At 45.3% G+C, this 26,440-nt stretch carries 27 protein-coding genes; 16 read left to right on the top strand and 11 right to left on the bottom strand.

The window, feature by feature from the left end; translation table 11 throughout:
* Positions 1-65: 65 nt before the first annotated feature.
* A complete protein-coding gene (rapA, locus tag HF322_RS10010; protein ID WP_169393302.1) occupies positions 66-2,948 on the bottom strand; it encodes an RNA polymerase-associated protein RapA in 2,883 nt (960 codons plus the stop codon).
* A gap of 332 nt (positions 2,949-3,280) precedes the next feature.
* On the opposite strand from rapA, the gene HF322_RS10005 reads away from it, so the two are divergent.
* Positions 3,281-4,228: a D-2-hydroxyacid dehydrogenase gene (locus HF322_RS10005; RefSeq protein ID WP_169393301.1), complete on the top strand. Its 948-nt coding sequence runs from the start codon at positions 3,281-3,283 to the stop codon at positions 4,226-4,228.
* A 27-nt stretch (positions 4,229-4,255) separates the two neighbouring features.
* On the opposite strand, the gene HF322_RS10000 is transcribed toward HF322_RS10005, so the two are convergent.
* A complete protein-coding gene (locus HF322_RS10000; protein WP_169393300.1) occupies positions 4,256-4,969 on the bottom strand; it encodes an RluA family pseudouridine synthase in 714 nt (237 codons plus the stop codon).
* A gap of 248 nt (positions 4,970-5,217) precedes the next feature.
* On the opposite strand from HF322_RS10000, the gene trxA reads away from it, so the two are divergent.
* From trxA to HF322_RS09985, 3 genes are all read left to right on the top strand, one after another.
* Entirely contained in the window at positions 5,218-5,544 is a 327-nt protein-coding gene (gene trxA / locus HF322_RS09995) for a thioredoxin (protein ID WP_169393299.1), read from the top strand.
* A gap of 609 nt (positions 5,545-6,153) precedes the next feature.
* Complete coding sequence (gene rho / locus HF322_RS09990; protein ID WP_169393298.1) at positions 6,154-7,422, top strand: transcription termination factor Rho; 1,269 nt, start codon at positions 6,154-6,156, stop codon at positions 7,420-7,422.
* A gap of 458 nt (positions 7,423-7,880) precedes the next feature.
* On the top strand, positions 7,881-8,126 hold the full coding sequence (locus HF322_RS09985; RefSeq protein WP_169393297.1) for a glycine zipper 2TM domain-containing protein: 246 nt from the start codon (positions 7,881-7,883) through the stop codon (positions 8,124-8,126).
* 83 nt (positions 8,127-8,209) lie between these two features.
* Here HF322_RS09985 and HF322_RS09980 read toward each other — a convergent pair whose 3' ends face one another.
* The gene (locus HF322_RS09980) at positions 8,210-9,094 is read right to left on the bottom strand and encodes a neutral zinc metallopeptidase (RefSeq protein WP_169393296.1); all 885 of its coding nucleotides are present in this window, start codon (positions 9,092-9,094) and stop codon (positions 8,210-8,212) included.
* Between the two features lie 465 nt (positions 9,095-9,559).
* Between HF322_RS09980 and HF322_RS09975 the strand changes: the two genes are divergently transcribed.
* Positions 9,560-9,949: a hypothetical protein gene (locus HF322_RS09975; RefSeq protein ID WP_169393295.1), complete on the top strand. Its 390-nt coding sequence runs from the start codon at positions 9,560-9,562 to the stop codon at positions 9,947-9,949.
* Between the two features lie 191 nt (positions 9,950-10,140).
* On the opposite strand, the gene HF322_RS09970 is transcribed toward HF322_RS09975, so the two are convergent.
* The 5 genes from HF322_RS09970 to rpmI form a co-directional block, all read right to left on the bottom strand.
* Positions 10,141-10,437, bottom strand: a complete 297-nt coding sequence (locus HF322_RS09970; protein WP_169393294.1) for an integration host factor subunit alpha — start codon at positions 10,435-10,437, stop codon at positions 10,141-10,143.
* Positions 10,438-10,679: 242 nt separating this feature from the next.
* Complete coding sequence (gene pheT / locus HF322_RS09965) at positions 10,680-13,088, bottom strand: phenylalanine--tRNA ligase subunit beta (protein WP_169393293.1); 2,409 nt, start codon at positions 13,086-13,088, stop codon at positions 10,680-10,682.
* Positions 13,089-13,164: 76 nt separating this feature from the next.
* Positions 13,165-14,220 carry a phenylalanine--tRNA ligase subunit alpha gene (pheS, locus tag HF322_RS09960; RefSeq protein WP_169393292.1) on the bottom strand — a complete coding sequence of 352 codons (1,056 nt, stop codon included), beginning with the start codon at positions 14,218-14,220 and terminating at the stop codon, positions 13,165-13,167.
* A gap of 227 nt (positions 14,221-14,447) precedes the next feature.
* Complete coding sequence (gene rplT / locus HF322_RS09955) at positions 14,448-14,807, bottom strand: 50S ribosomal protein L20 (RefSeq protein WP_169393291.1); 360 nt, start codon at positions 14,805-14,807, stop codon at positions 14,448-14,450.
* An 83-nt stretch (positions 14,808-14,890) separates the two neighbouring features.
* Entirely contained in the window at positions 14,891-15,088 is a 198-nt protein-coding gene (rpmI, locus tag HF322_RS09950; protein WP_169393290.1) for a 50S ribosomal protein L35, read from the bottom strand.
* Between the two features lie 433 nt (positions 15,089-15,521).
* Between rpmI and HF322_RS09945 the strand changes: the two genes are divergently transcribed.
* The 7 genes from HF322_RS09945 to HF322_RS09915 all read left to right on the top strand — a co-directional run bounded on the left by HF322_RS09945 (position 15,522) and on the right by HF322_RS09915 (position 21,358).
* On the top strand, positions 15,522-15,965 hold the full coding sequence (locus tag HF322_RS09945; RefSeq protein ID WP_169393289.1) for a thioesterase family protein: 444 nt from the start codon (positions 15,522-15,524) through the stop codon (positions 15,963-15,965).
* 66 nt (positions 15,966-16,031) lie between these two features.
* A complete protein-coding gene (gene hisIE / locus HF322_RS09940) occupies positions 16,032-16,877 on the top strand; it encodes a bifunctional phosphoribosyl-AMP cyclohydrolase/phosphoribosyl-ATP diphosphatase HisIE (protein WP_169393288.1) in 846 nt (281 codons plus the stop codon).
* Between the two features lie 120 nt (positions 16,878-16,997).
* The gene (tatA, locus tag HF322_RS09935; protein WP_169393287.1) at positions 16,998-17,249 is read left to right on the top strand and encodes a Sec-independent protein translocase subunit TatA; all 252 of its coding nucleotides are present in this window, start codon (positions 16,998-17,000) and stop codon (positions 17,247-17,249) included.
* A 36-nt stretch (positions 17,250-17,285) separates the two neighbouring features.
* Positions 17,286-17,873 (top strand): Sec-independent protein translocase protein TatB, encoded by a 588-nt coding sequence (tatB, locus tag HF322_RS09930; RefSeq protein ID WP_169393286.1) that lies wholly within the window; start codon positions 17,286-17,288, stop codon positions 17,871-17,873.
* Positions 17,870-18,652, top strand: coding sequence for a twin-arginine translocase subunit TatC (gene tatC, locus HF322_RS09925; protein WP_169393285.1), 783 nt, complete (start codon positions 17,870-17,872; stop codon positions 18,650-18,652). The genes tatB and tatC overlap by 4 nt, the downstream gene beginning before the upstream one ends.
* Positions 18,653-18,809: 157 nt before the next feature.
* Positions 18,810-20,306: a UvrD-helicase domain-containing protein gene (locus HF322_RS09920; RefSeq protein ID WP_169393336.1), complete on the top strand. Its 1,497-nt coding sequence runs from the start codon at positions 18,810-18,812 to the stop codon at positions 20,304-20,306.
* A gap of 56 nt (positions 20,307-20,362) precedes the next feature.
* Positions 20,363-21,358, top strand: coding sequence for a tRNA-dihydrouridine synthase (locus tag HF322_RS09915; RefSeq protein ID WP_188211255.1), 996 nt, complete (start codon positions 20,363-20,365; stop codon positions 21,356-21,358).
* 13 nt (positions 21,359-21,371) lie between these two features.
* On the opposite strand, the gene HF322_RS09910 is transcribed toward HF322_RS09915, so the two are convergent.
* Positions 21,372-21,797: an MAPEG family protein gene (locus HF322_RS09910; RefSeq protein ID WP_169393284.1), complete on the bottom strand. Its 426-nt coding sequence runs from the start codon at positions 21,795-21,797 to the stop codon at positions 21,372-21,374.
* Between the two features lie 5 nt (positions 21,798-21,802).
* A complete protein-coding gene (locus HF322_RS09905; RefSeq protein WP_169393283.1) occupies positions 21,803-22,216 on the bottom strand; it encodes an OsmC family protein in 414 nt (137 codons plus the stop codon).
* Between the two features lie 282 nt (positions 22,217-22,498).
* On the opposite strand from HF322_RS09905, the gene HF322_RS09900 reads away from it, so the two are divergent.
* On the top strand, positions 22,499-23,020 hold the full coding sequence (locus tag HF322_RS09900; protein ID WP_169393282.1) for an RNA pyrophosphohydrolase: 522 nt from the start codon (positions 22,499-22,501) through the stop codon (positions 23,018-23,020).
* A gap of 93 nt (positions 23,021-23,113) precedes the next feature.
* On the opposite strand, the gene HF322_RS09895 is transcribed toward HF322_RS09900, so the two are convergent.
* Positions 23,114-23,911: an NRDE family protein gene (locus HF322_RS09895; RefSeq protein ID WP_169393281.1), complete on the bottom strand. Its 798-nt coding sequence runs from the start codon at positions 23,909-23,911 to the stop codon at positions 23,114-23,116.
* Positions 23,912-24,034: 123 nt separating this feature from the next.
* Here HF322_RS09895 and lgt point away from each other — a divergent pair, with 123 nt between their 5' ends.
* From lgt to HF322_RS09880, 3 genes are read left to right on the top strand one after another with little or no spacing between them, the layout of a single operon-like run.
* Complete coding sequence (lgt, locus tag HF322_RS09890; protein ID WP_169393280.1) at positions 24,035-24,919, top strand: prolipoprotein diacylglyceryl transferase; 885 nt, start codon at positions 24,035-24,037, stop codon at positions 24,917-24,919.
* Between the two features lie 43 nt (positions 24,920-24,962).
* Entirely contained in the window at positions 24,963-25,823 is an 861-nt protein-coding gene (locus HF322_RS09885; RefSeq protein WP_169393279.1) for a thymidylate synthase, read from the top strand.
* A 32-nt stretch (positions 25,824-25,855) separates the two neighbouring features.
* Positions 25,856-26,431, top strand: a complete 576-nt coding sequence (locus tag HF322_RS09880; RefSeq protein WP_169393278.1) for a dihydrofolate reductase — start codon at positions 25,856-25,858, stop codon at positions 26,429-26,431.
* Positions 26,432-26,440: the final 9 nt, after the last annotated feature.

Below are 26,440 nucleotides of genomic sequence, written 5' to 3'. Positions count from 1 at the left end.
CTTTTAAGGCGCTCATCGTTATCAGTTAAACGTTCGGTTTGAGCATTTGATGGGCAATTTTAACCTTAAGGCTTCACCGCCACCAAAACGCGGATGGAATCGGGAACCAAGGACAAATTGGCAAGTGCTTGTTCGCCTTGCGATTGCAGTTGTTCTAAGCGCTCAATTTCGCTGTCGCGGACGTTTGGGTTAATCGATTGCAAATGCTTTAAGCGCTTAATTTCGCGACCCCACTGCTGACTAAAGCGCGCGCGCGCCTGCTCACCGATCTCACTAAGCTGAGCTTTGGCAAGGTCTTCGGCTTCATGATAGCGCGTTTCAATGACATCGCTGCGAACTTTAATGACTTGGCGGGCACGATTTTTATCCAAGCGCTCAACGTGCGGCATAATCATCTCGGCGCTGATTTTTTGGGATAAATCCCCGCCTTGCTCGCTTAAAAAAATACGGATATTTTGCATCGGTAGCATGGCAGGCAGGTTTAACAATTTTGGCGCAATGGCTTCAACGCGAAAATTCACCTCAAGCATAATCATCCCTTGCGGCATGGCATTGCTTTTAAGCATAGCAACGGTAGTATTGCCAAAAGTGCTACTTGATGCCAGCTCATAAATCGCTTGCATGAGCGGATGCTCGTAGGTGACAAACTCAACCTCCTCGCGCTTTAATGCCTGCGAGCGCTCAAAGGTTAAGGTCATGCCATCTTCGCCGCCAAGGGGCAAGGCTTCAATAAACTCATTCGCCTCGCTGCTATCAACGGGCGTTATCACCCAAGTGCCATCGCGCTGAATGCTATAATCGATGTTTGCCGACGCCAAAAAGCGATCCACAAACGGCGCGATGATATTGTTTTTATCAAACTCAAGCATCGCCTCTTTGATTCGTCCGGCAACGCGTGGTCGGCACGAATTATATTCAAGCAAGCGGTCGCGACCTTCTTGTAGTGCCGCTTCCAACTCCAAGCGCGTGGCTTTGGCATCCACGATTAATTCGTCAAGGGCGTCGCGGTTTTCAGCAGAGTTTTCGCCTTCAAGCAGCGGCTTTAATTCGGCAATAAACTGCTCTTGAACGCTTTGCGCAGTTGGGGATATTTGGTTAAAAATATTCAGCGCGCGGTCATACCAAAGATACAAGCGCTCTTGTGCCGTCCCTGAAACAAAGGGCACATGCAAGGTGATTTGTTTGGTTTGACCAATGCGGTCAAGGCGACCAATGCGCTGCTCAAGGGTGTCTGGATTTGCCGGTAAATCCCATAAAATCAGCTGATTGGCAAATTGAAAATTGCGACCTTCTGAGCCAATCTCGGAGCAAAGTAAAATCTGAGCGCCTTCACTGTCCGCAAAAAATGCCGCCGCTTGGTCACGCTCAAGCAAGGTCATCTGCTCAGTGAAAATCGCCGTTTTAATCCCCGCATGAAGTCGCAAAACGGCTTCTAAACTTTCAACGGTCGCGCCACTTCGAGCAATCAGCAGCACTTTTTCATGCTTAAGTTTGGATTTTAAAATGTCAATAAGCCACGGCACGCGCGGGTCATCTTCAAGCCAGCTGCCGTCGGGTCTGTTTTCCTCACCCCAAAGCTGCTCGCGAAGCTTACCGCAAGTTTGATAGTTGCCGACCCAAGATTCAGGCAATGGCAGCGGGTGCGGCTGACTTTGTCTGCCATAAAATCCGGTGACGCTTTCACGCGTATTTCGGAACAACACGCGACCGGTACCATGACGGTCAAGCAATTCATTTAACGCATAAGCCCGCAATTTTTCATCGTCATTGATATTAACCAGCTCATCACTATTAACGCCTAACAAGTTGGTTAGTGCTTTAATTTGACCATCGCTTAATGGTTTGTCATCAATGAGCACGCGAGCGACCGCTGCCGTATCGGCAAAGGCGTCTTGGCTTTCGATAAACTCATCCAAATCATCAAAACGGTTGGGGTCAAGGAGCCGCAGCCTTGCAAAATGGCTTTCAACGCCAAGCTGTTCTGGCGTTGCCGTTAGCAGCATCACCCCTGCGGTTTCTTCGGCAAAATCAGCAACCAAATCATATTTTTCATTGCCGCCTTGCGCCGCGTCCCAGTGCAAATGATGCGCTTCATCAACGACTAATAAATCAAAGCCCGCTTCCATGGCTTGGTCATAAAGGTCAGGATGGTCAAGCAGCAAATCCATGCCAGCAATGATACATTGCTCGGTTAAAAAGACGTTTTGCTCAGGATGGTGCTCTTTAATTGCCGCAGTTCGAACCAAATCAAACAGCGCAAAATTTAAATTAAAGCGGCGGCGAAGCTCAATCATCCATTGATATTGCAAACTGTCCGGAACCAAAATTAACACGCGCTCGGCTTTTCCAGACAATAATTGCTGATGAATAATCAGCCCTGCTTCAATCGTTTTACCAAGACCAACCTCATCGGCTAGCAGCACTCGCGGTGCAATGCGTTTGCCGACCTCATGGGCGATATAAAGCTGATGCTCAATGATGTCAACGCGAGCGCCCATTAAACCTTTTAAAGGGTGGCTTGATAACGCCGCTTGCATTCTTAAAATATCTTGGCGCAAATCGTACCAGTCACCGCGATCAATTCGTCCGGCAAGCAAGCGCTCCAAAGGCTTGGCAAGGGTAATATTTGCCGCAAGCCTCGTTTCCATAATGGCTTTATCATGACCGTCAACGCTGTATTTTAATACACCCATGACCTCATCGACGCCGGTGACCACAAACGTGTTGCCCTCTTGGTCGCAAATGCTGTCACCCACTTTAAATGCCACTCGTGATAACGGCGCTGAGTTTTTGGCGTAAACGCGCGTCTCCTCACTTTGCGGAAATAAAATATGGACGCAGCGGTCATCCACCTCAATCACCACCCCAAGCCCAAGCTCAGTTTCAGTGTCCGATAAATGGCGTTGACCGACAGCAAATGTTTTATGGTGCAAGGCAGAAGTTGTCATAAGGCGATGTCTTTGGCTCTCAATGAAAAAAATAGCAGGCAAGGGTCAGTCAAGTGAGCAAAAAACCTAAATGAGGTCATCAGATAAGCGTCTTGACTTAAAAAAGCCACAATATTATATATCGTTAGCCGCTAGATGCGTGCAATATTGTCAATTTTCAACCACAAATTGTCGTTGGCGCTTTGATTTATTTGATAAAAACTTTTTTAAAGCGCGCTTATAATTTTAGGCTAATTCAAACGCAAAAACTTTCGTTGGTATTTAAACCGAACTTATCTTGAGGGCAGCGCGCAATCAATGCTAGGCTTAAGCTTTTAAATCAAGGAGCGATTATGCGAGCGGTATTTTTAGATCAAGGCACGTTTTCAGAAGGCATTGACCTGCCTGCCCCAAAAGGCGTGAGCGATTACGTTACCTTTAACGAGACGCCTCAAGACGACGCCACCATCATTGAGCGCTGCCAAAATGCGGACATTATCATTGCTAATAAAGTCAAAATCGGCGCGGCGGTCATCAGCCAATTGCCGCAATTAAAGCTGATTCAACTGACCGCTACCGGTCTTGATAACGTGGATGGTGACGCTTGCAAAGCTCATAACGTTGCGCTTTATAACGTTGCCGGTTACGCGGTGAAAAGCGTTCCTGAACACACCTTTATGCTGATGCTTGCGGCGATGCGCGCGACCAATTATTACCACGAAAAAGTCGTTGATGGCAGCTGGCAAGACAACGGCAATTTTTGTTTGCTTGATATTCCGCTCATTGATTTGGAAGATAAAACTCTTGGCATTATTGGCGTTGGCACGATTGGCAAGCGCGTAACCGACATTGCCCGCGCCTTTGGCATGGAAGTGCTTTGGGCGGAGCATCAAAACCGCGCGCCGCGAAATGCTGATTATACCGCCTTTGATGAAGTGCTTGCCCGCGCTGACGTGATTAGCCTGCATTGCCCATTGAGCGACGCCACGCGCCATTTAATTAATGAAAAAACCCTTGCCAAAATGACCAATAAACCACTTATCGTTAATGTGGCTCGCGGCGGCATCGTTGACAGCCAAGCCATCACTGACGCCATTAACAATGAGCAAATCATTGGCTATGCGACCGACGTTTTTGAACAAGAACCCATCACTAATGATGACCCGTTATTAACACTTAAAAATCACCCTCGCGTCATTTTTAGCCCGCACAACGCTTGGGGCAGCAAAGGCGCTCAGCTTAAGCTTTGGGATATTTTAAGTCATCAAGTGAGCGACTTTATTAACAATAATAAGGAATAAAAATAGTAAAAATTAAAATGGATTAGGTTAAAACGGCACAGGACTTTCCCAATCTATCCAAGCGCCAAGAACAGGGTGCTTTAATCGCAAGGATTGCGCGTGTAAATTCAATCGCGGGGCAATGGCAAGCGCTTCCCCTTCGGCGTAAATGGGGTCGCCAATCATCACATGCCCCGCGTGGAGCATATGAACGCGAAGCTGATGGCTACGACCGGTGACGGGTTTGAGTTGAACTCGGGTGACCTCAATGCCATCAACGCTTTCATGAGCCAAAACTTTAAATAAAGTCAGCGCGTTTTTTTTCCAAGTTAAATCCACGATATGTCGCGGTTTGGTTTCAGGCTCGTAGCGAACTGGAACGTCAATTCGACCTTTTTCGCCAACCTCAAGCCAGTGTCCCATCACCCGAGCTTGATAAATTTTTTGCGGTAAGCGCTCGATGAATTGCTTACTGATTTGACTTTGGGCGGCAGCATTTTTAGCAAAAATCACGAGTCCCGATGTGTCCATATCCAAGCGGTGGATGAGTTTTATTTCAGGATTGGCGCGGTAAAGCCTTGATAACAAGCTTACCTTGAGCGATTTGCCATCAACGCTTAACAGTCCTGCCGGCTTATCGACCACCAAAATGTCGTCATCTTCATAAACCGTGATACTTTGGGCAAAGTCTTTAAAAAAATCTTGCGAAAACTGGCTTTCTTGCAAGTTTAACTGCGCCACCACCTCATCAGAAATCGGCATAATTCTCACTTTTTGACTGACTTAAAAATTGAGCTTATTATAAATTTATTCCCTTAAAAGTCGTAACCTTTTCGTAAAAAACTCAGCTTTAGCGCTGCTTTGTTGCCATTTATTCTACTAATCTAAGTTTTTAAGTAATTAAACAAGTCACGCGCCAAAAAATTTAACCAATCGTGATATCATAATCTTCTGTTAATTTGAGTTTTGATAACCATAACAAGCCCATCAATTTATAAAGAGAGAATATTATGTCAGCTTCAATTGTTAATACCACCGACGCTAACTTTGACCAAGACGTGTTGCAATCAGACACTCCAGTTTTGGTCGATTTTTGGGCAACGTGGTGTGGTCCTTGCCGCGCGATTGCGCCGGTTTTAGAAGAGCTTGCCGATGAGTATCAAGGTCGCGTCAAAATCGTCAAAGTCGACGTAGATCAAAACCCACAAGCTGCCAGCCGATTTGGCATCCGCAATATCCCAACGCTATTTGTCTTTAAAGGCGGCGAAAAAGTGGATTCAGTGATGGGACTGCAACCCAAAGGCGAGCTTGCCCGCGTCCTTGATAAGCATCTTTAATCTTACCAAATTGCCGCTTTTTTCTTAATTAGCGGCGATTTTTATTGCCATTATTTTCATAAAAATAATGGCAATTGCTTGTTTTTTAACCAATCCTTTAAATTAGCCACTTTTTTGGCAAAAATAATTGACAAGTCTTGGTTGAAAACCGTATAGTCTGCGAACGCAAAACTCATTTTCATGGGTTTTTGTGAGTCATCACCATCGCTGATGTCCTCAATGTGATCCATCTCTTATCATTTTGCAATGATTAATTACCGTTTTTAGCGGCGGTTATCGTAATCATTAATTAAAGATGGCTCATAACTGACGGATTTTCATTCAAAATTACAGTCTTTTTGACTGATAACCGTTGATAATGATGTTAATATTTACGTGTTAATAACGGGCTGATTAGTAGCTTACTTATTAATAGCTAGGCGCCTCTTAGCGATGATGTGATTGAGCGCACCTTGATATCGCGATTAATACTCCCTCATTGTCCATTCCATTCCATGCCGATCCATCATGACTTTTAATGGTTTTGCCCTGACATTGCGGTGTTGCGTTGTCAATGGCGGCACAGTTCATGGCAGCTTTTAACCGATCAATTGCTAACGACTTATCTTTATGAATCTTACCGAATTAAAGAAAAAAACCATCTCCGAGCTTTTGGGAATCGCCAAAGACATGGGTCTTGACAACATGGCGCGAAGCCGAAAGCAAGACATCATCTTTGCTATTTTAAAAACGCATGCCCGAAACGGCGAGGCGATCTATGGGGATGGTGTTCTTGAAGTGCTCCCCGACGGCTTTGGCTTTTTGCGATCCTCCGAAGGCTCATACTTGGCAGGTCCCGATGACATTTACGTCAGCCCAAGCCAAATCCGCAGGTTTAGCTTAAAAACGGGCGACAGTATTGCCGGAACCATCCGGCCACCAAAAGACTCTGAGCGCTATTTTGCGTTGTTAAAAGTTGGCGAGATTAACTTTGACACCCCCGACCGCTCACGCCACAAATTAATTTTTGAAAACTTAACGCCGCTGTTTCCGACTGAACAGTTAAAACTTGAAATTGGTAACGGCACCACCGAGGACTTAACTGGTCGAATCATTGATTTGATTGCCCCGATTGGTAAAGGTCAGCGCTCCATCATCGTCGCCCCGCCAAAAGCCGGTAAGACCATGCTTTTGCAATCCATCGCGCAATCCATCACCAAAAACAACCCTGAATGCTACCTGATCGTTCTGCTCATTGACGAGCGCCCTGAAGAAGTGACCGAAATGGAGCGCACCGTTCGCGGTGAAGTGGTGGCATCAACCTTTGATGAGCCGCCGCAGCGTCACGTTCAAGTTGCCGAAATGGTCATCGAAAAAGCCAAGCGCTTGGTTGAGCACAAGCAAGACGTGGTCATTTTGCTGGACTCCATCACAAGGCTTGCAAGAGCTTACAATACCGTTAGCCCATCTTCTGGCAAAGTGCTCACCGGTGGTTTGGATGCCAACGCTTTAGAGCGACCAAAACGCTTTTTTGGGGCGGCGCGAAATGTCGAGGAAGGCGGCAGCTTGACCATTATTTCAAGCGCGCTGATCGATACGGGCAGTAAAATGGACAGCGTGATTTTTGAAGAATTTAAAGGCACAGGTAACCAAGAAATCACCCTTGAGCGCGATTTGGCAGAAAAACGTGTCTTCCCCGCCATTAATATTAAAAAATCAGGAACCCGCCGCGAAGAGCGCCTGCTTGATGAAGACAAACTGCGTAAAGTTTGGATTTTGCGAAAACTCTTGCAGCCCATGGAAGGCGTTCAGGCGACCGAATTTTTACTTGAGCGCTTAAAAGAAGCCAAGACCAACGATGAATTTTTTGAGCAAATGACTCGTAAATCGCAAAACTAAGCGCTAACGATTATTTCTCCCAAAATAAAAAGCCGTGATCATGCGGCTTTTTTTTATTCTTACTTTAAGATTAAAAGCCGATTTTGAATAAAATAAAGCTCAATCGCAACCAAATCGATTAGCGAAGTTAAAGCTTAAATACAAGATTACTAAGCAATTTGCCTACCAATGATACAATCGGGTAATATCAATTACACTTTATTGATAAAGCCTTGCGATATTACTACGCGTAAGCGCTCGTTTTAAACTTGTGATTAAGCTATGATATCAAGCAGAGTATACTTATGACGCTGTTATTTTTACTACGAGCTTTTTAGCTGAACCTTTTTTGGGATCATTCTTTTTAAAGTCAATAAAGCTTACGTTTTTAGGACAAGTTATTATTTTAGCGTTGTCGATTATCTTTACTCATAAAGACTCTTCAAGATATTAACGATCATAAATGGACAGGTGATGATATGAAATTTGCAAAATCATTGGCACTAACAGCAATTACCAGCTCAGTTTTAGTGATGACGGGCTGTAACTCAACTGGCGGCTATGGCTACAACAGTGGTCTTAGCAACACTGCAAAAGGTGCCGCAGCAGGAGCAGCAGCGGGCGCGTTGATCAAAAGCAAAGGCGATAGCAAAGATATCGCTCGCGGTGCCTTGGCTGGCGCTGCAATTGGTGGCGCTGGTGGTTACATTATCGACCACAACTAATTTTTAGTAGTTGTTAAAAATAAAAATATTAAAACTAAAAAGCCTGATGTCTTATCAGGCTTTTTTGTGGCTTAAAGTTACGATTAAACGCCGCCAAAGGTATCGCAAGACTCAATATTTCCAGATTTTAAACCACGGCTGAACCACTCAATGCGCTGCTGACTGGTACCATGAGTAAAGTTATCTGGAACTACCGCGCGACCGCTTGCTTCAGCCAATCGATCATCACCGATTTGACTTGCGGCATTGATTGCCTCTTCAATGTCCCCTGACTCTAAAAAGCCAATGCGCTGCTCATTTTTATTTGCCCAAACCCCTGCAAAACAATCTGCCTGAAGCTCTTGATAAACGGACAATCGATTGGCTTCGGCGCGACTGACTTGTCTTGTGGCTTCATTGACTTGCTGAGTGATGCCAAGTAAGGTTTGCACATGATGACCAACTTCATGAGCGATCACATAAGCTTCAGCAAAGTCGCCTGCCCGACCTTGGTTTTCACTATCTCCTGAGCCTTGTTGATCGCCAACAATCCCTAAATTTTGGCGCATTTCTACGAAAAATGAGGTGTCTAAATACACCGTTTGATCACTTGGGCAATAAAAAGGTCCCGTGGCAGAAGTTGCCGTTCCACAAGCTGAATTGATTTGACTATTAAATAAAATTAATGAAGGCTCTTTATAAGTTTGACCTGCATCGCGAAACACTTGACCCCAAACCAATTCGGTATCTCGCAACACCACTTTGACAAAGCGCTCATCGCGCGTATCATCTCCGGTAGGCTCTGTAGTCGACGCCTTACCACCACCGGCAATGCTCTCGCCTGTTTGCAGTGCGGTGATGGGATTGACCCCAAAGACCAGCCATAAAATCCCTGCAATAATGATCCCGCCGATCCCGCCGCCGATCATTCTGCCGCCACCTGTGCTCGAGCGCACATTTGAGCTGCCCTCTCGACCTTGCCATTTCATATCTCTCTCCTTAGTATTTTTGCATCAAGCGACAATGCCCTCTTGCTGGTCTTGGTCACCTTGTTTTAATCCTTGTCATTAAGGCTCAATGATTTTTTTCAACAAAGTCGCCCTCGATCAAAAATATTTATGAATTTACTTCTTTTTTATTATCGTTCTTGCTATTATTTTGAGCATCCACCAAAGAAAAATCCTTTTTTCATGCTCATTCCCTAATATGGCTAAATTATAAAGCCTTTAGCAAGCTTGGCTGTATAAGATTTGGTATTAAAATAAAGTTTTGACAAATTATTTACTGCTTTATTGTTACTTAATTGTAAAAAGTATTTTCTTTTTCTAAAAAACCATATAGAATGCGTGAAAGCTGAGTAGCTGTAACTAAGAGTAGTTGAGTATCCTAACATTTTGGAAACTCAGCTCTTTTTTGTGCAGCTACTGCTCAATTCAATTCCCGGAGAATCCCACATGAAACTTAAGTTAATTGCTTTAGCCGCTATTATGACTGCCTCTATGGGCCTAACTGCTTGCGATAGCAAAAAAGAAAATGCTGCTGAAGATTTAGCTGACGCACAAGAAAACGTTCAAGACGCTCAAGAAGAGCTAACTGATGCAAACGCTAACGGTCAACCTACTGCTGAAGCAGAAGCCGCGACCGCTGAAGCTGAAACTGCAGTAGCTAACGCTGAAACTGCAGTAGCTAACGCTGAAACTGCCGCTGAAGCAACTGGTACTACTACCACTACTGCTGAAGTTCCAGCTGACGGTGCCGCAACTACTACTGAAACTACAGTAACTACTGAAACTGATCCAGCAGCAGCTGCTGACACTGTAGTGGTTGAAGAGCCAGCTCAGTAATATTATTGAGAAATCAATAATAAAATAAAAAAGAGAGCAATCGCTCTCTTTTTTTTTGCCTATCGATTTAATCATTAAAACTTGAGTCAAAGACTTCATGGTTAAATAACTGCTAGAGCTTCAATCTCAAAGTTTTTATCAATAAACGTTTTGCTGAATCCTCAAAATAGAGTGAGGATTCAGCAAAATGATCAATCAAAAAGTTGCGCGTCAATTTTTTGGCGAAATTTTTGACCGGTTTTAAAAGTGACCACGCGGCGCGCAGAAACATTCACCGGCTCACCAGTTTTTGGATTTCGCCCTGGACGGCTGTTTTTATCTTTTAACTCAAAGTTACCAAACCCTGAGAGCTTAACTTCTTTGCCCTCAATTAAGCTGTCTGACAATTCTTCAAAAAAGTTTTCAACCAAGCAGCGCCCTTCTTGCCGGGTTAAGTTTAATTGCTGCATCAAATGCTCAATCATGTCAGATTTGGTCAACGTACTCACAGTACCGCTCCTATGCTAGGTCATTAGGTAATATATTGGCAGGAAACGACTAAAGGTTGCTATTATAAAGGGTTTTGTCAAAATAATTAAGCCTTTTGACCATAAAACCCTTTATTAATAATAAGTTAGCAGCTTATCTCAATTCTCAGCGTTTGGATAAGCTGCTTTTTTTTGCCCTATTATTTATTTCAATAAAAATGGTAATGATTGAGCGCTTTACTAAAAGCGCTTTTTTCGAGCCATCAGCTGTCGCGAAGTTTGGCATTAAATTGTGTCGTTAACGCCGCCACCACTTTGTCAGTGATCGCTTTAACAGTATCTTCAGCCAGTGTTTGTAATGGATCTTGCAAAATTAAAGCAAACGCCAACGAGCGCTGATTTTCTGGAACATTGCTGCCTTGATAAACGTCAAATAACCACAGATCAACCAGTGGCGCTCCGGCAGCACGGCGAATGGTCGAGCTAATCTCTTCAACGCTTATGCTCTCATCTACCAAAATAGCAATATCGCGGCGAACTTGCGGGAATTTACTTGGGCTGGTAATGGGCTGTTTTTCGCGGTGCAAGTTTTGTAGCGGCAGTAAGTTTAACTGAGCCACCCAAGTGGTTGGCAGATCAAGAGCTTTTGCTACGCTTGGATGCAATTGACCAAGCCAGCCGATAAATATCTCATCAATATAAAGCTTGGCGCTTTGACCGGGATGTAAAAATGCAAGTAAGCTGCGCTCATAGCGGATTCGGCTTGGCGCAATCGTGGCAGAAAGTAACTGCTCAACGTCATGTTTTAAATCAAAAAAGTCCATCGAACGGTTTTGATACGCTTGCTCATCAAAGACATCGCCCACGGCAACCAGCGCAATGCTTGGCGTTTGCACCAAATCGCTAACACTTTTGCCAACAAAGCTTAATCCGGTTTCAAAAAAGCGCAGTCTTGATTGCTGACGGTTCAAGTTATATTGAACGCAAGGCAAGAGGCTTGATAAAAGCGTTCGGCGCATCACTGCCAAATCGCTTGAAATGGGGTTAGCAAGCGCCAGAACTTCACCTAAATCGTCATCATTAAGCAGCGCTTCGATTTTAGCATCGCTAAAGCTAAAGCTGATGGCTTCCATGTAGCCAATATCCACTAAAGACAGCTTCATATCATGCGTCAAATCGGCGCTGTCGTCATAATCCATGCTCACTTGCAGCTTTGGCAAGGTGCTTGGGATATGGTTATAACCAAAAATACGCGCAATCTCTTCAATCAAGTCCTCTTTGATGCTCATATCAAAGCGAAATGAGGGCGGAACACAAATCAAGTCATCATCATGAGCGGTGACGTCAAACTCAAGCCGAGTTAAGATATCAATAATCTCATCGCGAGCAATTTCAATACCTAACACATCCGCAACTTTTGCCAGCGGTAAAGTGATCGGATGACGCGTTGGCAATTGGTTTAAGCTTTCAGTAGCGCTGATTTGACCGGCGGTTGCGCCAGAGATGGTCGTAATAAGCTCACAAGCGCGAGCTAAGGCAAGTTTTGGTAGCTCAAAATCAACGCCACGCTCAAAGCGCTGGGACGCATCGGTATGCAGCCCAAATCGGCGCGCGCGACCGGCAATTGCCATTGGACTAAAAAACGCGCTTTCAAGGACGATATTGTAGGTAGTATCGCTGATGCTACCGCGTTTGGCACCCATGATTCCTGCCAGCGCCAAAACGCCTTGATCATCGGCAATGACCAACTCATCACCCACTAAAGTGATGTCTTGATCATTTAATAAGGTGACCGTCTCGCCTGCTTTGGCTACGCGAACTTCGATATTGCCAATGATCTCATCGGCATCAAACGCATGCAGCGGCTGACCCAATTCAAGTAAAATATAATTGGTCACATCCACTAAAAAGTTATGGCTTCGCAGTCCTGATTGCACGAGCGCATCGACCATCCATTTAGGACTATCGATACTGCGATCAATCTTGCTAAAAGCTTGTAGCAAATAACGCGGGCAAGCGGCAGCAGCGTTGACATTCACTAAAGGCGTGCTTAAATGATCATCAATCGCTAAATCCGAATTATCAATAATGGGCGGCGTTACTGACAACTGATTAATCACTGCAATCTCACGCGCAATACCGCGGACGCTAAAGCAATCCCCACGATTTGGAGTGATTGAAATGTCAAAAATTTCGTTATCAAGTCCTAAATACTCGCGGATATCCGCGCCAATGGGCGCATCATCTGGCAGTTCAAGCAGACCATCAATGCTGTCGGTCAGGTCAATCTCAGACGCCCCGCAAAGCATGCCATTGGATGCCACGCCGCGAAGCTTACTTTTTTTAATGGTAAAGCCTTTGCCATCATCACTTGGAAGCACCGCCCCAACCGTTGCCACCGGAGCTTTCATGCCAACTTCAACATTGGGCGCGCCGCAAACGATTTGTAGCAGCTCATCGCCGCCGACATTTACTTGGGTGACCCGAAGCTTATCGGCGTCTGGATGCGGCGTAACTTCGACCACCTCGCCGACCACCACGCCACTAAACACGCGCGCCACCGGATAGCGGTCATCAATTTCAAGCCCTGCCATGGTCAACTGATCGGCTAATTGCTCACTGTTATTATTTGGATTGACCCATTGGCGAAGCCATTGTTCACTGATTTTCATAATTGTCTCTAATCCATCGATTTTCATCATTGGTAAGCAAATCAAATTTGCTTTTGATTGGGCTTAGCTGAGCCTATTAGCCAAATTGCTTTAAAAAGCGAGTGTCATTTTGGAAAAACAAACGCAAATCATCAATGCCGTAATACAGCATGGCAAAGCGCTCAATGCCCATGCCAAAAGCAAATCCGGTATATTTTTCAGGATCAATGCCGCAGTTTTTGAGCACTTGCGGATGCACCATGCCGCAGCCCATCACCTCAAGCCAGCGACCTTTATCATCTAAAATATCCACTTCGGCGGACGGCTCGGTAAAGGGGAAAAATGAAGGTCGAAACCGAACGGTCAATGCTTTTCCAAAAAACGCCTCTAAAAATTCGCTGATCAAGCCTTTAAGCTCAGAAAAAGTGCTGGTTTCACTCACCATCAAGCCCTCTAGTTGATGAAACATCGGCGAGTGAGTTTGGTCGGAGTCGCAGCGATAAACGCGGCCGGGGCAAATGATACGAATGGGTGGCGCGCTTTGCTCCATGGTTCGAATTTGAACGGGGCTGGTGTGCGTTCGCAATAAATAATGCGCGTCAAAATAAAACGTATCGTGCATCGCACGCGCCGGATGCGACTCAGGGATATTCAGCGCCTCAAAGTTGTAATAATCGCTTTCAACCTCAGGGCCTGTCGCCACATTAAATCCTGCTTGGATAAAATACTGCTGCATGCGCTGAGCGGTCATGGTGACCGGATGCAAATGACCTTTGGTGGCGCCGCGAGCAGGCTGAGTGATGTCCACGCGCTCAGCATTTAATTTGGCATTTAAGGCTTGAGTTTCAAGCTGCTGCTGCTGATGGGTCAATGCCGCTTGAATGCTACTGCGAACGTCATGAAGCATGCCGCCAAAGCGTTTTTTATCCTCTGCGTCAAGACTACCAAGCTGCTTTGACCAGCCTGTAAGCAGACTTTTTTTGCCGGTGAATTGAACCCGCAGCGCTTGCAAGTCGGCTGCATTTTTAGAATCATTGATCAAAGCTTCAGCCGCTTTGGTAAACGCTTGTAATTGCGCGGATTGAATCTCGCTTAAAGTATCACCAAGCAGTAAGGCAGCTTGCAAATCGGTTGGAGCAGCAGAGGTGGTCATAAGGCAGCCATTTAGAAATTAATCAGAGTGTTTATTGTAAAGATTTGAATAAATTTTGCAAACGATTCAAGGACATCACCACCAAATTTATGAGCAATACTGTCATAAATTGGACGCATAAAAAAAGCTGCCAAGTTTCGGCAGCCTTTTTTATTTAGGGTTTTAGCATCACAACTTGATGATCTACCCTTTATTGATCACTTATTAAATAATCAACACGCAAGCGCTTAAGCCGCCAATTGGGCTTTTGATTTTTCAACCAACGCTTCAAATGCTTTAGCATCATGCATGGCGATGTCTGCCAATACACGGCGGTCAATAGCGATATTGGCTTTTTTCAAACCGTTGATAAAGCGGCTGTAGCTCATGCCATTGATGCGAGCGCCAGCATTGATACGTGCAATCCAAAGACGACGGAAAGTACGCTTTTTGTTGCGACGGTCACGGTACGCGTATTGACCAGCTTTAGTTACCGCTTGAACGGCAACGCGGAAGACGCGTGAGCGAGCGCCGTAGTAGCCTTTAGCGCGCTTAAGAATTTTTTTGTGACGGCGATTTGCCTGAACACCACGTTTTACACGGGCCATAAATTACTCCAAAAAATGAGGTTGACCAAGGTTAAAACCCAATTTGGTCGATTAGCAATAATATCGTAATTAATTAAAATTAATTAGATGTAAGGGCACATACGACGAACCGCAGCTTCGTCAGATTTGTTTACCATTACCAATCCGCGCAATTGACGGATACGTTTTGCTGATTTTTTGGTCAAAATGTGGCTTTTAAACGCTTGCTTACGCTTAAATCCGTTTGCCGTTTTTTTAAAACGCTTGGCGGCGCCGCGTTTGGTTTTCATCTTCACTTTCATGAATGATTGCCTCTTTGTCTTCGTTAAGAACCTGGTTGGTCAATAAAAACAGCAAACCGTTTTTTTGCCTTGAGGTGGGAGGCGCTATTTTAACAGAACTGGTCTTAATTTGCCAAGCTTAGTTTTTTGGCGCTCAACTTTAAGGGTTTTTATGGAATTTTGTCAAAAAGGCGCGTAAGTTGAGCTATAATTGATAACTACGACTTTTAGTAAGCGCTAATATCAATCGTCATCCTGATTAACTTGTACTTTTTTAAAAAGATTGAAAATTTGCAACAGCTGTGCTTAAGTGGCAGATAACGGCTGCTAAGACAATAATCGGCAGTAAACATGACAACCGCCAAGTCATTCCAAGATAAAATAATAATTGCCATAATAAAAAGCGTGGTTTTATTGAGATACAAGCAATGGTTCAACCATAAAGGAGGGGACATTGGCAGATCAAACGTTCGATTTTGATGATGGGGTGTTTGTCTTTGAAACGGTCATGCGCGTTCGCAATACGGAGATTGATGCCAGTCAATATTTGACTTTTGAGGCGCTCACTGCGCAGCTTGCTGAAGCTCGGGCACGGTTTTTGTTCTCAAAAGGCATCAAAGAAATCAATACCGATTTTCAAGGGCTGATGGTCGATCAGTTACACCTTACCTTAACCAGCCGCGTTCGGGCGCGTGAAGAGCTGTTATTTGAGGTGGGCGTTGAGGCACTAACAGACGATGGCGGAACCTTTGCCATTAAAGTCACGCGAATGAACGATGCGTCTTTGGTTGCGACTGCCCGACAGCGATTTGTCAATTATGATTATCGCTTAAATAAACCGATTGCGCTGAGCACAAGCGTTGCTGAGGCACTTAACCCGCAGCCGTTTGAGTTATAGCCAAAATGGTGAATTAACCGGTTGATAACTGAGCTATTTTTAACTAAAAAATAAAAGATGATCCCCATGAGCAACTCTTGGCTTGATAGTGTAAGCTTTAATAAAGACGGTCTGATTCCGGCAATCGCCCAAGATTATGATTCTAATCGCGTTTTGATGGTCGCTTGGATGAACCGCGAGGCGCTGCAATTAACCGCAAAGACCAAAACGGCAGTTTATTTTTCGCGATCGCGGCAAAAACTTTGGCATAAAGGTGAAACCTCAGGTCATACTCAAATTGTCCACGAAATCCGCCTTGATTGCGATGCGGACGTGATCGTACTAAAAGTGACCCAAATTGGCGGTATTGCTTGCCATACGGGGCGCGAATCGTGCTTTTATCAGCGCTTAGATTTAAGCGGTGAGACGCCCACTTGGCAAACGGTAGATCCAGTTTTAAAAGACCCTGAAGAGATTTATCACGCTCAAGATAATCAAGATCCTGCAATATCAACGGCGCCAAAAAAATCTATCACCAGTCAAGCCAGTATTTTACAGCAGTTGGATGCGGTACTTCGCGAGCGTAAACACGCCGATGCTGACAGCTCTTATGTGGCAAGCTTATATGCTCGCGGTCTTAATAAAATTTTGGAAAAAGTCGGCGAAGAAACGGTTGAGGCGATTATTGCGGCTAAGGATTTGGCACAATATCAAAACAACGCCAGTGACCAAAAGGCGGATGTTGATGTTAATACGGATAAAAACGTCTTTAATAACGCTCGTCACGATCTAATTTATGAAGTGGCAGACGTTTGGTTTCACTCCCTTGTAGGCTTAGCTTGGTTTGATATCGCCTCTGATGACGTCGTTAATGAGCTCGGTCGCCGCTTTGGTTTATCGGGGCTTGAAGAAAAAGCCAGTCGCATCGCTTAAAACAGTTAACATTTTGATTGACATTACTTTTTTACCTAAAGGCGCGTTATAATAAGCAACTACTATTTTGATAGTCGTCCATGCTTTTAAGCTGCGACTATGTTTTAAAAGGATAAAAATATGGGCGGCTTTTCAATTACCCATTGGCTTATTTTATTGGTCGTGGTGGTGGTCATTTTTGGCACCTCAAAGCTTAAAAACGCAGGAAAAGATTTGGGCGGCGCAGTTAAAGGCTTTAAAGATGCCGTCCGCGAAGAAGAAAGCGATCACCAAAAACGCCACATTTTAGACCATGACAGCGAAGCTATCACCCCCAAATCGGGCGTCAAAGTTGATGATATTGTGGTTAAAACGCCTAACGATAAGCGTTAAGTCATGACTCTTTTTTCGTGCCGGTTAAGCTAAGCTATGTTTGATATTGGATTTTCTGAGCTGCTGATTTTTGGTATTGTGGCGTTGGTGGTTTTGGGACCTGAAAAGCTGCCAAAAGCGGCGCGAACTGCTGGGCAATGGTATGGCAAATTGCGCCGAACGGTGAGCACGTTGCAATCTGAGATCGAAGCGGAGCTTGATTTGGCAGAAACGCGGCAACAGCTCAAAGATGAGCTGGCTAAAATTCGGCAAACGGAAGCTGAAATGCGCTCTGAGATGGCAAAAATGCGCGGTAGTATCCACGAGATGGAAGCCGCTTCACGTCAAAATATAACGTCGCATCTTGAAAAAGATAGCCTTCAAAGCTCGCCAAATCCTAATTATTCCTATCATCAAGATTCAGAACCAACTGCCAAAGCTAACGACCATCAAAGCAAGCTTAAAGATGACGCAGATGAACAAGACGACTGGCTTAGCACCAAACCTTGGGAAAATATGTGGTTTAAACTTGGTGATTATGACAAAGCACGACGACTGCCACCGCCACCACGATTGCCCAATTATCAAGCCGATATTTTGCTGAACGCTCAGCCATTAACTCAATCATCATCGGGGAACGTATGACCCTGATAAAACGCCCCAAACCAAAAAAATCGCCGCCCAAAGAAGATATTTTAGATGGCGATATGCCCATTACCGAGCATTTAATTGAATTGCGAAAGCATTTAATAAAAATTTGCGTGGCGATTTTGGTGGTATTTTTAGCGCTTGTGGGATTTTCGCGCGACCTTTACGATATGTTATCGACGCCGCTTGTCGCGCAGTTGCCGGTTGGCGCCACGATGATTGCCACCGACATTACCGCAAACTTTATGGCGCCGATTCGCTTGACCATTTTTGTGGCGGCGTTTATTGCCATGCCGTATGTGCTGCTGCAAATTTGGTCGTTTGTTGCCCCAGGACTGTATCAAAAAGAAAAAAAGGTCGCCATTCCGGTGCTGCTGTCCTCCATCGTGCTGTTTTATTCGGGGGTGGCGTTTGCTTATTTTGTGGTGCTCAAAGGCGTTTTGCGCTTTTTTATTACCTTTGCCCCTAAAAATGTGCTGCCAATGACCGATATTGACAGCTATTTAAGCTTTGCGCTGAAACTGTTTATGGTGTTTGGGCTGACCTTTGAGATTCCGGTGATTACTCTGCTCTTGATATTGGCAAACATTGTCACCATTGAAAGCCTTGAGGACAAGCGGCGTTACATTATCGTTGGCTGCTTTGGGGTGGCGGCAATTGCCACGCCGCCTGATGGGGTATCCATGCTGATGCTTGCCATTCCGATGTGGTTGTTGTTTGAGCTTGGGCTGCTGCTCGCAAAAATTTTGATTAAAGATAAAGCAGTGGCAAGCTGATTTTTGCCTAAAAAACAATGTGTTTATTTATCCTATTCCTTTTTTAATTTTCCTTTTTTAACCCTTTATTGCCAATGAGCCATTGATCAGTCAGTGGCTTTTTTGCTTGATTGCAACGTTGGCAGATGCTAGGTGAAAGCTGATGATGACCGCTTCGATGACCGCTTCGATGCCCGCGTATATGACCGACCCGACTGATGAGCAGTTGGCGGCGCTCAACATGGCGATGGATAGGCAATCATTTAAGATTGTAGCGTATGCCGGCGCGGGAAAAACCACCACGCTCAAGCTCATCGGCGAGCGGCTTCGCGGTCGCGGGCTGTATTTGGCATTTAACAAAGCCATTGCCAGTGAAGCTCAGCAAAAATTCCCACCGCATGTGGAGTGCCGAACGTTTCACTCGCTTGCCTATCGTCACGTGCCGCGCGATATTACCGCAAAGCTTGCGCTGCCAAGATTTGCGCCTAAGCGCTTGGGCGATGATTTGCGATTGCAATCGGTACAAATCCGCCGAAATATGGATGGCGTCAATAAATTTATCACCTTAACTCCTGCCAAGCTTGCACGAATTGTCAGTGATTCAGTCAGCCAGTTTTGTAGCACCCACGCCAGCTACCCTGCCCCGCGCCATATTGAGCTGCCAAAATGGGTGGATCAAAATGACGCCGAGCAATTGCGCGAGATGTTGTTTCCGGCGGTTGAAAAACGCTGGCTGCAATCGATTGACGCGCGCCATCCGGCAGGAATTGGTCATGATATTTATTTGAAGCTTTGGGCGCTGTCCAAACCTAATATCCCTGCCGATTTTATTTTATTTGATGAAGCTCAAGATGCTGACCCCTTGATGATGGGGATTTTAACCCAGCAGCCGCGCCAAGTGATTTATGTCGGCGATGCCCATCAGCAAATTTATGAATGGCGCGGCGCGGTAAACGCCATGAAAAAATTGCCGCTTCCGCAAACGTTATTGACCCAGTCGTTTCGCTTTGGTGAACCAATTGCCAACGTTGCTAATACCTTGCTTAAAGCGTTGCAAGAAGACGTTCCGTTAAAAGGCAATCCCAACCGTGATTCAAGTACCGAATCAGGGCTGATGAACGCCAAAAAAGACGCCATACTTTGCCGAACCAATGCCGCGGCGATGAATCAGTTGTTGATTGGGTTAAAGCTTGGTCACCGCGTCGCACTACAAGCCGATACCGACCGAATGCTGAAATTTTGCCAAGCCGCCGAAAACTTAAAGAACGGCAAGTCGGCTTATGGCGTCCCCGAGCTGGCTTATTTTTACAATTGGTCGGACGTTCAAGAATATTCCGAAACAAGCGAAGGCAGCGACTTAAAAACACTGGTAAAACTGGTTGATGACCACGGCACCAATGTGCTAGCCCAAGCCGTCAACAGCTTAACGCGGATTGAAAACGCCGATTACGTGATTTCAACGGCGCATAAAGCCAAAGGTCTTGAATGGTCGCGGGTCAAGCTTGATGATGACTTTTATTACGACACCACCGCCAATAGCGTAAAAATCACCCCTGAAGAGCTTCGGCTGCTTTATGTGGCTTGCACGCGGGCGCAAAGCAATTTGGACTTTCAAAATATTCAAGATTTGATTGTCGGATTGCAATCGGGCAAAAAAGTCATTTATGGCAATTAGGCTTTGGCAAAATCGTTATCAGCATAATTTTTAAAAAATAAGCAGGCGTGAATGTTATGAGTACCCAAGATTTTATCACGAGCGCCTTTGCCGCTCCCGTTCGGCTACTGGCACCGATGGAAGGCTTGACCGACCCGTTAATGCGTCAAATTTTGACCCAAATTGCAGCAGATTTGGGGCGACCTTATGATTGGTCAGTGAGCGAATTTATCCGCGTGACCCAAACTGTTTTGCCTGCGCATGTGTTTTATAAATACGTTCCTGAATTAAACTTTGGCGCAAAAACGAATGCTGGAACGCCGCTTCATGTTCAGCTATTAGGAAGTGACCCTGTACTCATGGCAGAAAACGCCGCCTTTGCCTGCTCGCTTGGTGCTCCTGCCATTGATATTAACTTTGGTTGCCCTGCAAAAACGGTGAATAACCACCGCGGTGGCTCAGTGCTACTTGATGAACCAATGGTCATGAAGCAAATTATCAGTGCCGTTCGAAAAGCCGTTCCCAAGCAAATTCCCGTTTCTGCAAAAATCCGCTTGGGCTATTCGGACACCTCAAATATGGCTGCCATTCGGGACGCCATTGACGACGGCGGCGCGGATTGGCTGACCATTCACGCGCGAACCAAGTCGCAAGGCTACAAGCCGCCTGCTTATTGGGAAAATATCGCCGCGTTTAATAGTCTTAATATTCCTATCATTGCTAATGGTGAGATTTGGTCAGCGGCGCAAGCTATCGATTGCACCAAAAAAGCCGAAACGCGGCATTTGATGCTTGGTCGCGGCGCGGTCACTCGACCGGATTTGGTCGCGCAAATTGATCATCAAACAAATTTGCAAAATGGCTTATTGACTTGGCAAGCGTTATTACCGCATCAATTGACCTTTTTAAATGGCGAAGCCAAAAATGATACGGTCATTGTCGGTCGTTATAAACAATGGCTTGGCATGCTCACTCGCGGCTACATGCAAGCAAAGCCGCTTTGGGATATGGTAAAACGCGAAAAAGACAAAGGCGTTATTATCGATACTATTAATAGGCAAATTAACAGTTAACGATGGTCAAGCCTTAACCACTAATCCGAATCGCCAAATAAAACAACATAAGCGAGCAAATAAGCGACAGCACCCATAAAATCGAGCGAAACAGGGCTAAATTGGTCAGGTAAGCAAAGCAGTAGCCAATGCGAATCAACACATAAAGCCAAGCCAGCGTATTCACAATAATTTGCGGCACAAAAAACAGCATCGCGGTGACGACCGCCGCCAAAAATACTGGCAAGGTTTCAAAACTGTTTTGTTGCGCGGCATTGGCTCGCGCTGCCATTCCGGTGGTTCGCGCTAAAAACTCGCGCGGCTGCTGATTGTCCGCCAAGCCAAAGCCGCCTGCCAGTTTGGCGACCATTGCCATGACTACAGGCAATAAACTTGCTGCCACCATCGCCCAAATCGCGCCGGCAACAGTATCGGGAATGATTCCAAATAGGGAATTCATACCCCCTACCCCTCAATAATTTCAAAATCGTGGGTCACATTGACGCCGCCTTGCGACAGCATTCGGCTGGCTGAGCAGTATTTTTCAGCAGACAGCTTGATGGCTTTTTCCACTTGCGCCGGTTTCACACTTTTTCCGGTAACCACAAAATGCAAGTGAATGTCAGTAAATACTGCCGGAATTGTTTCGGCGCGCTGAGCGGTCATTTCACAAACCACATCCGTGACCTCTTGGCGCGACTTTTGCAAAATTGCCACCACATCATAACTGGCACAGCCGCCAAGCCCGAGTAAAATCAGCTCCATTGGGCTTGCGCCTTTTTGTTTGTCAGCGTCGATTTGAACGTCGTGACCGGATGGCGATACGCCCAAAAATGCTTTTTCCTCTTGCCAAGTGACTGACGCTTTTAATTCTGCCATAACGGTTGTCCTTTTTTATGATTGCCAATGTTTGGCGTTTAATGATTGAAATTTGACCTTATATAAAAGGTAATGATAAAGCAAAATTTGGTGAAACATTTTATAGCAAAATACTGTTACACATTTTGCCCAATTCTTGCTTTAATAGCGGCAATAAACCTTATTTTGTCGCAATCGCGTTATTGTTATCTCATCATAGTCAGTTTGGGATTGGCACTCAATAATAATTATGATAACGCCCCGCACAAAATAAGCTCAATCACTATTGAAAAAGGTTAAATCATGATAGATGCAGACGGCTTTCGCGCCAATGTCGGCATCATCTTGGCAAATACACAAGGACAAGTTCTGTGGGCAAAACGTCTTGGTCACAACGCTTGGCAGTTTCCGCAAGGTGGCATCGACCACGGGGAGACGCCGATGGATGCGATGTATCGCGAGCTTTGGGAAGAGGTGGGACTGTATCCGCGCCATGTGGAGCTTTTGGCGGTCACTCAAGACTGGCTGCGCTATCGCCTCCCCAAACGCTACGTTCGCCACGGGCAATATCCTTTGTGTATTGGGCAAAAACAAAAATGGTTTTTGCTGCGCCTTGATGAGCCAAACGCTCAGCACATCCGCTTTGATGCGGCAAAGCCTGAGTTTGATCACTGGCAATGGGTCAGTTATTGGTACCCACTCGGTCAAGTGATTCATTTTAAACGCGGGGTTTATCGCAGGGCGCTTCAAGAACTTGCCATTGATCTGCCCTTAAAAAAGGAGCTGATACTGCCAAAGCAAGACAACCATTTATTGATGGGCTAAGCTTAAATTTGGTAATATCGCTTTAAATTTAACATTCCAATAAATGCTTGATAAAAGGTGCGCTTTTTATCAAGCATTTTTTATTGCTCATTTTTAATCACAATCCTTGCTCATTAACTCCGCTTTTGGCTGACCATTAATAAGTTTTAGCGTTAAAATACTTTGCGACCGCGTGCCATAGTTCAGCATTTTATTCTCAAAATTAAATGTCGTTGGCTGAATAAAAATAGACGACAACGCTTCTTCCATGGTTTTATCAATTCCGGTATCGGGGAGCTGATTGAAAGGTGCAGTAGTAGCATCACTTAGAATGTTAAAGGCAATATCTTGCCAAGCGTTTGCTTTTGTTTTTACATCGCTAAAGCTTTCTGCAATCACCGGCAGCAACTCTTGGCGGATTCGACCGCGAAGGCGCTCGGTTTTAAACCAACCTTCATCAATTTGACCGTTAGAAATGACGTGAAGCCCCGAATGCAGCGGCGTTGGCGGATAACCGCGATTGTTGACCATGACCGCTTGCTTGCTATCGCCAACAATTAAGTTAAACCCTGCAAAATCGGTCAAATTAATGGCTCGGGCAAACGCCATTGGACTTAACTCACTTTGCAAAAAATCGCTGACCAAATCCCCACGCGAGCGCTGAAACTCATTGGCTTGAACCCCATCGCGAAAATTAAGCACGGCAGCAAAGCGACCATTTTGAGCGCCATTTTTGTCTTGGTGAATGCCAAGCCAAGTGCCGCCGCTTTTGTCATCGCGACCGGCAACAATGGGCTTATCCGACCAAGCGTGCAGCGGCGTAGTTGGTCGCTCAAAAAACTCGTCGCGGTTGGACAATATCACCAGCGGCAGGTCATCAAACAGTTGCCAAGCAATAGCGGCAATACACATAACACAGCCTTTTTAAGTTATTGGCAAAATGGTAAGTAATCACGTCATGCTATCATCTTCACTTATTATTTGCCCTAAATTTTGCTATGATAGTCAGCATTTTACACTGCCGAAACTTCCACTATGATGATTCATCCAAATTATGACCCTGTTGCCTTAAAACTGGGTTCAATCGAAGTCCACTGGTATGGGCTGATGTATTTGCTTGCCTTTGCCGCCGCTTATGGCTTGGCGTGGTATCGCAGTACTCGCCGTGAAGGCTGGTCAAGTGAGATGGTCTCAGATCTGGTATTTTATGGCGCGCTTGGGGTCATTTTAGGCGGTCGAATTGGCTATGTGCTGTTTTATCAACTTGGCGAGCTTTTGCAAAATCCGGCGTACTTACTTAAAGTTTGGGAAGGTGGAATGTCCTTTCACGGCGGCTTTATTGGCGTGATGCTGGCGATGGTGTTTTTTGCCCGAAAATACAAAAAAACGCCGTTTCAAGTGCTTGATTTTATCGCGCCTTGCGTGCCGACCGGACTGCTTTTTGGGCGCATCGGCAACTATATCAATGGCGAGCTTTGGGGTCGCGTGTCGGACGGTGGTTACAACTGGCTGACCTATTTCCCACAAGCGGCAAACTTTGATTATCAACTGCTTGAAACCAATCCTAACTTGCAAAGCATGATGCTTAACGTCAACGGCAACTATTTATTGCCGCGCCATCCCTCGCAGCTTTATGAAGCCTTTGCTGAAGGGCTGATTTTATTTTTGGTACTTTGGTGGTTTTCATCAAAACCGCGACCCAGAATGGCAGTATCAGCGCTATTTTTATTGGGCTATGGCTTGTCGCGATTTATCATCGAGTTTTTCCGGCAACCGGACGCCGACCAAGGCTTTATTTGGTTTGGCTGGATGACCAAAGGTCAGATTTTGACCGCGCCGATGATTATTATTGGCATTTTAATGCTGATTTACGCTTATAAGCGCGGCATTTATGATTGGGGCAAGCAAGCAGCTTATTAAGTTGTTTAAAACCTTTTAAATTGAAAAATAAATAGTTAATTTTATGATCATAACGACCAACGAAGCAGCATATTTAGCGCTATTGCAGCAGGTATTAGACCACGGTCACCAAAAAGGCGACCGAACCGGAACGGGAACGCTCAGCCATTTTGGGGCGCAACTGCGATTTGACTTGGCAAAAGGCTTTCCTTTAATTACTACCAAAAAGGTGCATTTTAAATCGGTCGTTCACGAGCTGCTTTGGTTTTTAAGCGGCAATACCGATGTTAAATATTTGCAAGAGCGCGGCGTTCGCATTTGGAATGAGTGGTCAACGGCAGCACAAACGGCAAAATTTAACCGCTCTGAGGGCGATTTGGGACCCATTTACGGTCATCAATGGCGCAATTATGGCGCCACTAAAAACGCTAGTGGCGATTACAATGCCGATGGCATCGACCAAATTAAAGCTGTCGTTGAGCAAATCAAAACCAATCCCAACTCACGCCGCTTGATTGTCACCGGCTGGAACCCTTGCGAGGCGGATTTGGTGGCGTTGCCGCCGTGCCATACGTTATTTCAATTTTTTGTTGCCGACGGCAGATTGTCCTGCCAGTTGTATCAGCGCTCGGCAGATTTGTTTTTGGGCGTGCCGTTTAACATTGCAAGCTATGCGCTGCTCACGCAAATGGTGGCGCAAGTTTGTGATTTGGACGTTGGCGAGTTTATTTGGACGGGCGGCGATTGCCACATTTATCAAAATCATATTGATCAGGTTAAATTGCAGCTGTCGCGCGCTATTTTGCCATCGCCAACGCTTGAATTAAACCCTGATGTTAATGACATTTTTGCGTTTAGCTTTGATGATATTGCGCTCGTAGATTATGAGTCGCATCCGGCAATCAAAGCGGACGTTGCCGTTTAACGTAAAATTTTAGCAAGCTGGGAAAAATAATTATGAGCTTTCAAAATATCGAAGTGGCGCAAATTGCCGCAGTCAGCGAAAATTATTGCATCGGTAAAAACAACGACTTACCGTGGCATATCAAAGCGGATTTGCAACATTTTAAAAAAATGACCGCTGACAGTGAAAAAGTCAGTCAAGACATTCAAGGTATCGTCATTATGGGGCGTAAAACCTTTGAATCGATGGGGTCAAAGCCGCTGCCCAAACGCATGAACGTGATTGTCACCACCCAAACAGATTTTGCTAAAGCTAATAACTTAACCGATTATAAAAACATTATCGTGGCGCATAGTTTAGATGACGCCCTGAATCAAGCCGCAGATTTTGCAAAAAACCTAGAGTTGCTAACCGTTTGGGTCATTGGCGGCGAGCGCTTATTTACCGAAGCCTTGCCCGTTACTGATCGTGTTGAGCTGACTCATGTGGCAACCACAATTGACGACGGTGATGCGTTTTATCCAAAGCTGCCTGATGATTTTACCCAAAGCCAAAAATCAGAAAAAATGCAAGATGACAACAGCGGTCTTAGTTTTCAATTTGTCACTTATCAGCGCCAGTCAAATTAATTTTAAAAA

Source organism: Psychrobacter sp. MF31, assembly GCF_012847335.1.
Classification (GTDB): Bacteria; Pseudomonadota; Gammaproteobacteria; order Pseudomonadales; family Moraxellaceae; genus Psychrobacter.
Note: the sequence above shows the minus strand (reverse complement) of the source record. Positions and strands in the feature narration are given on the sequence as shown.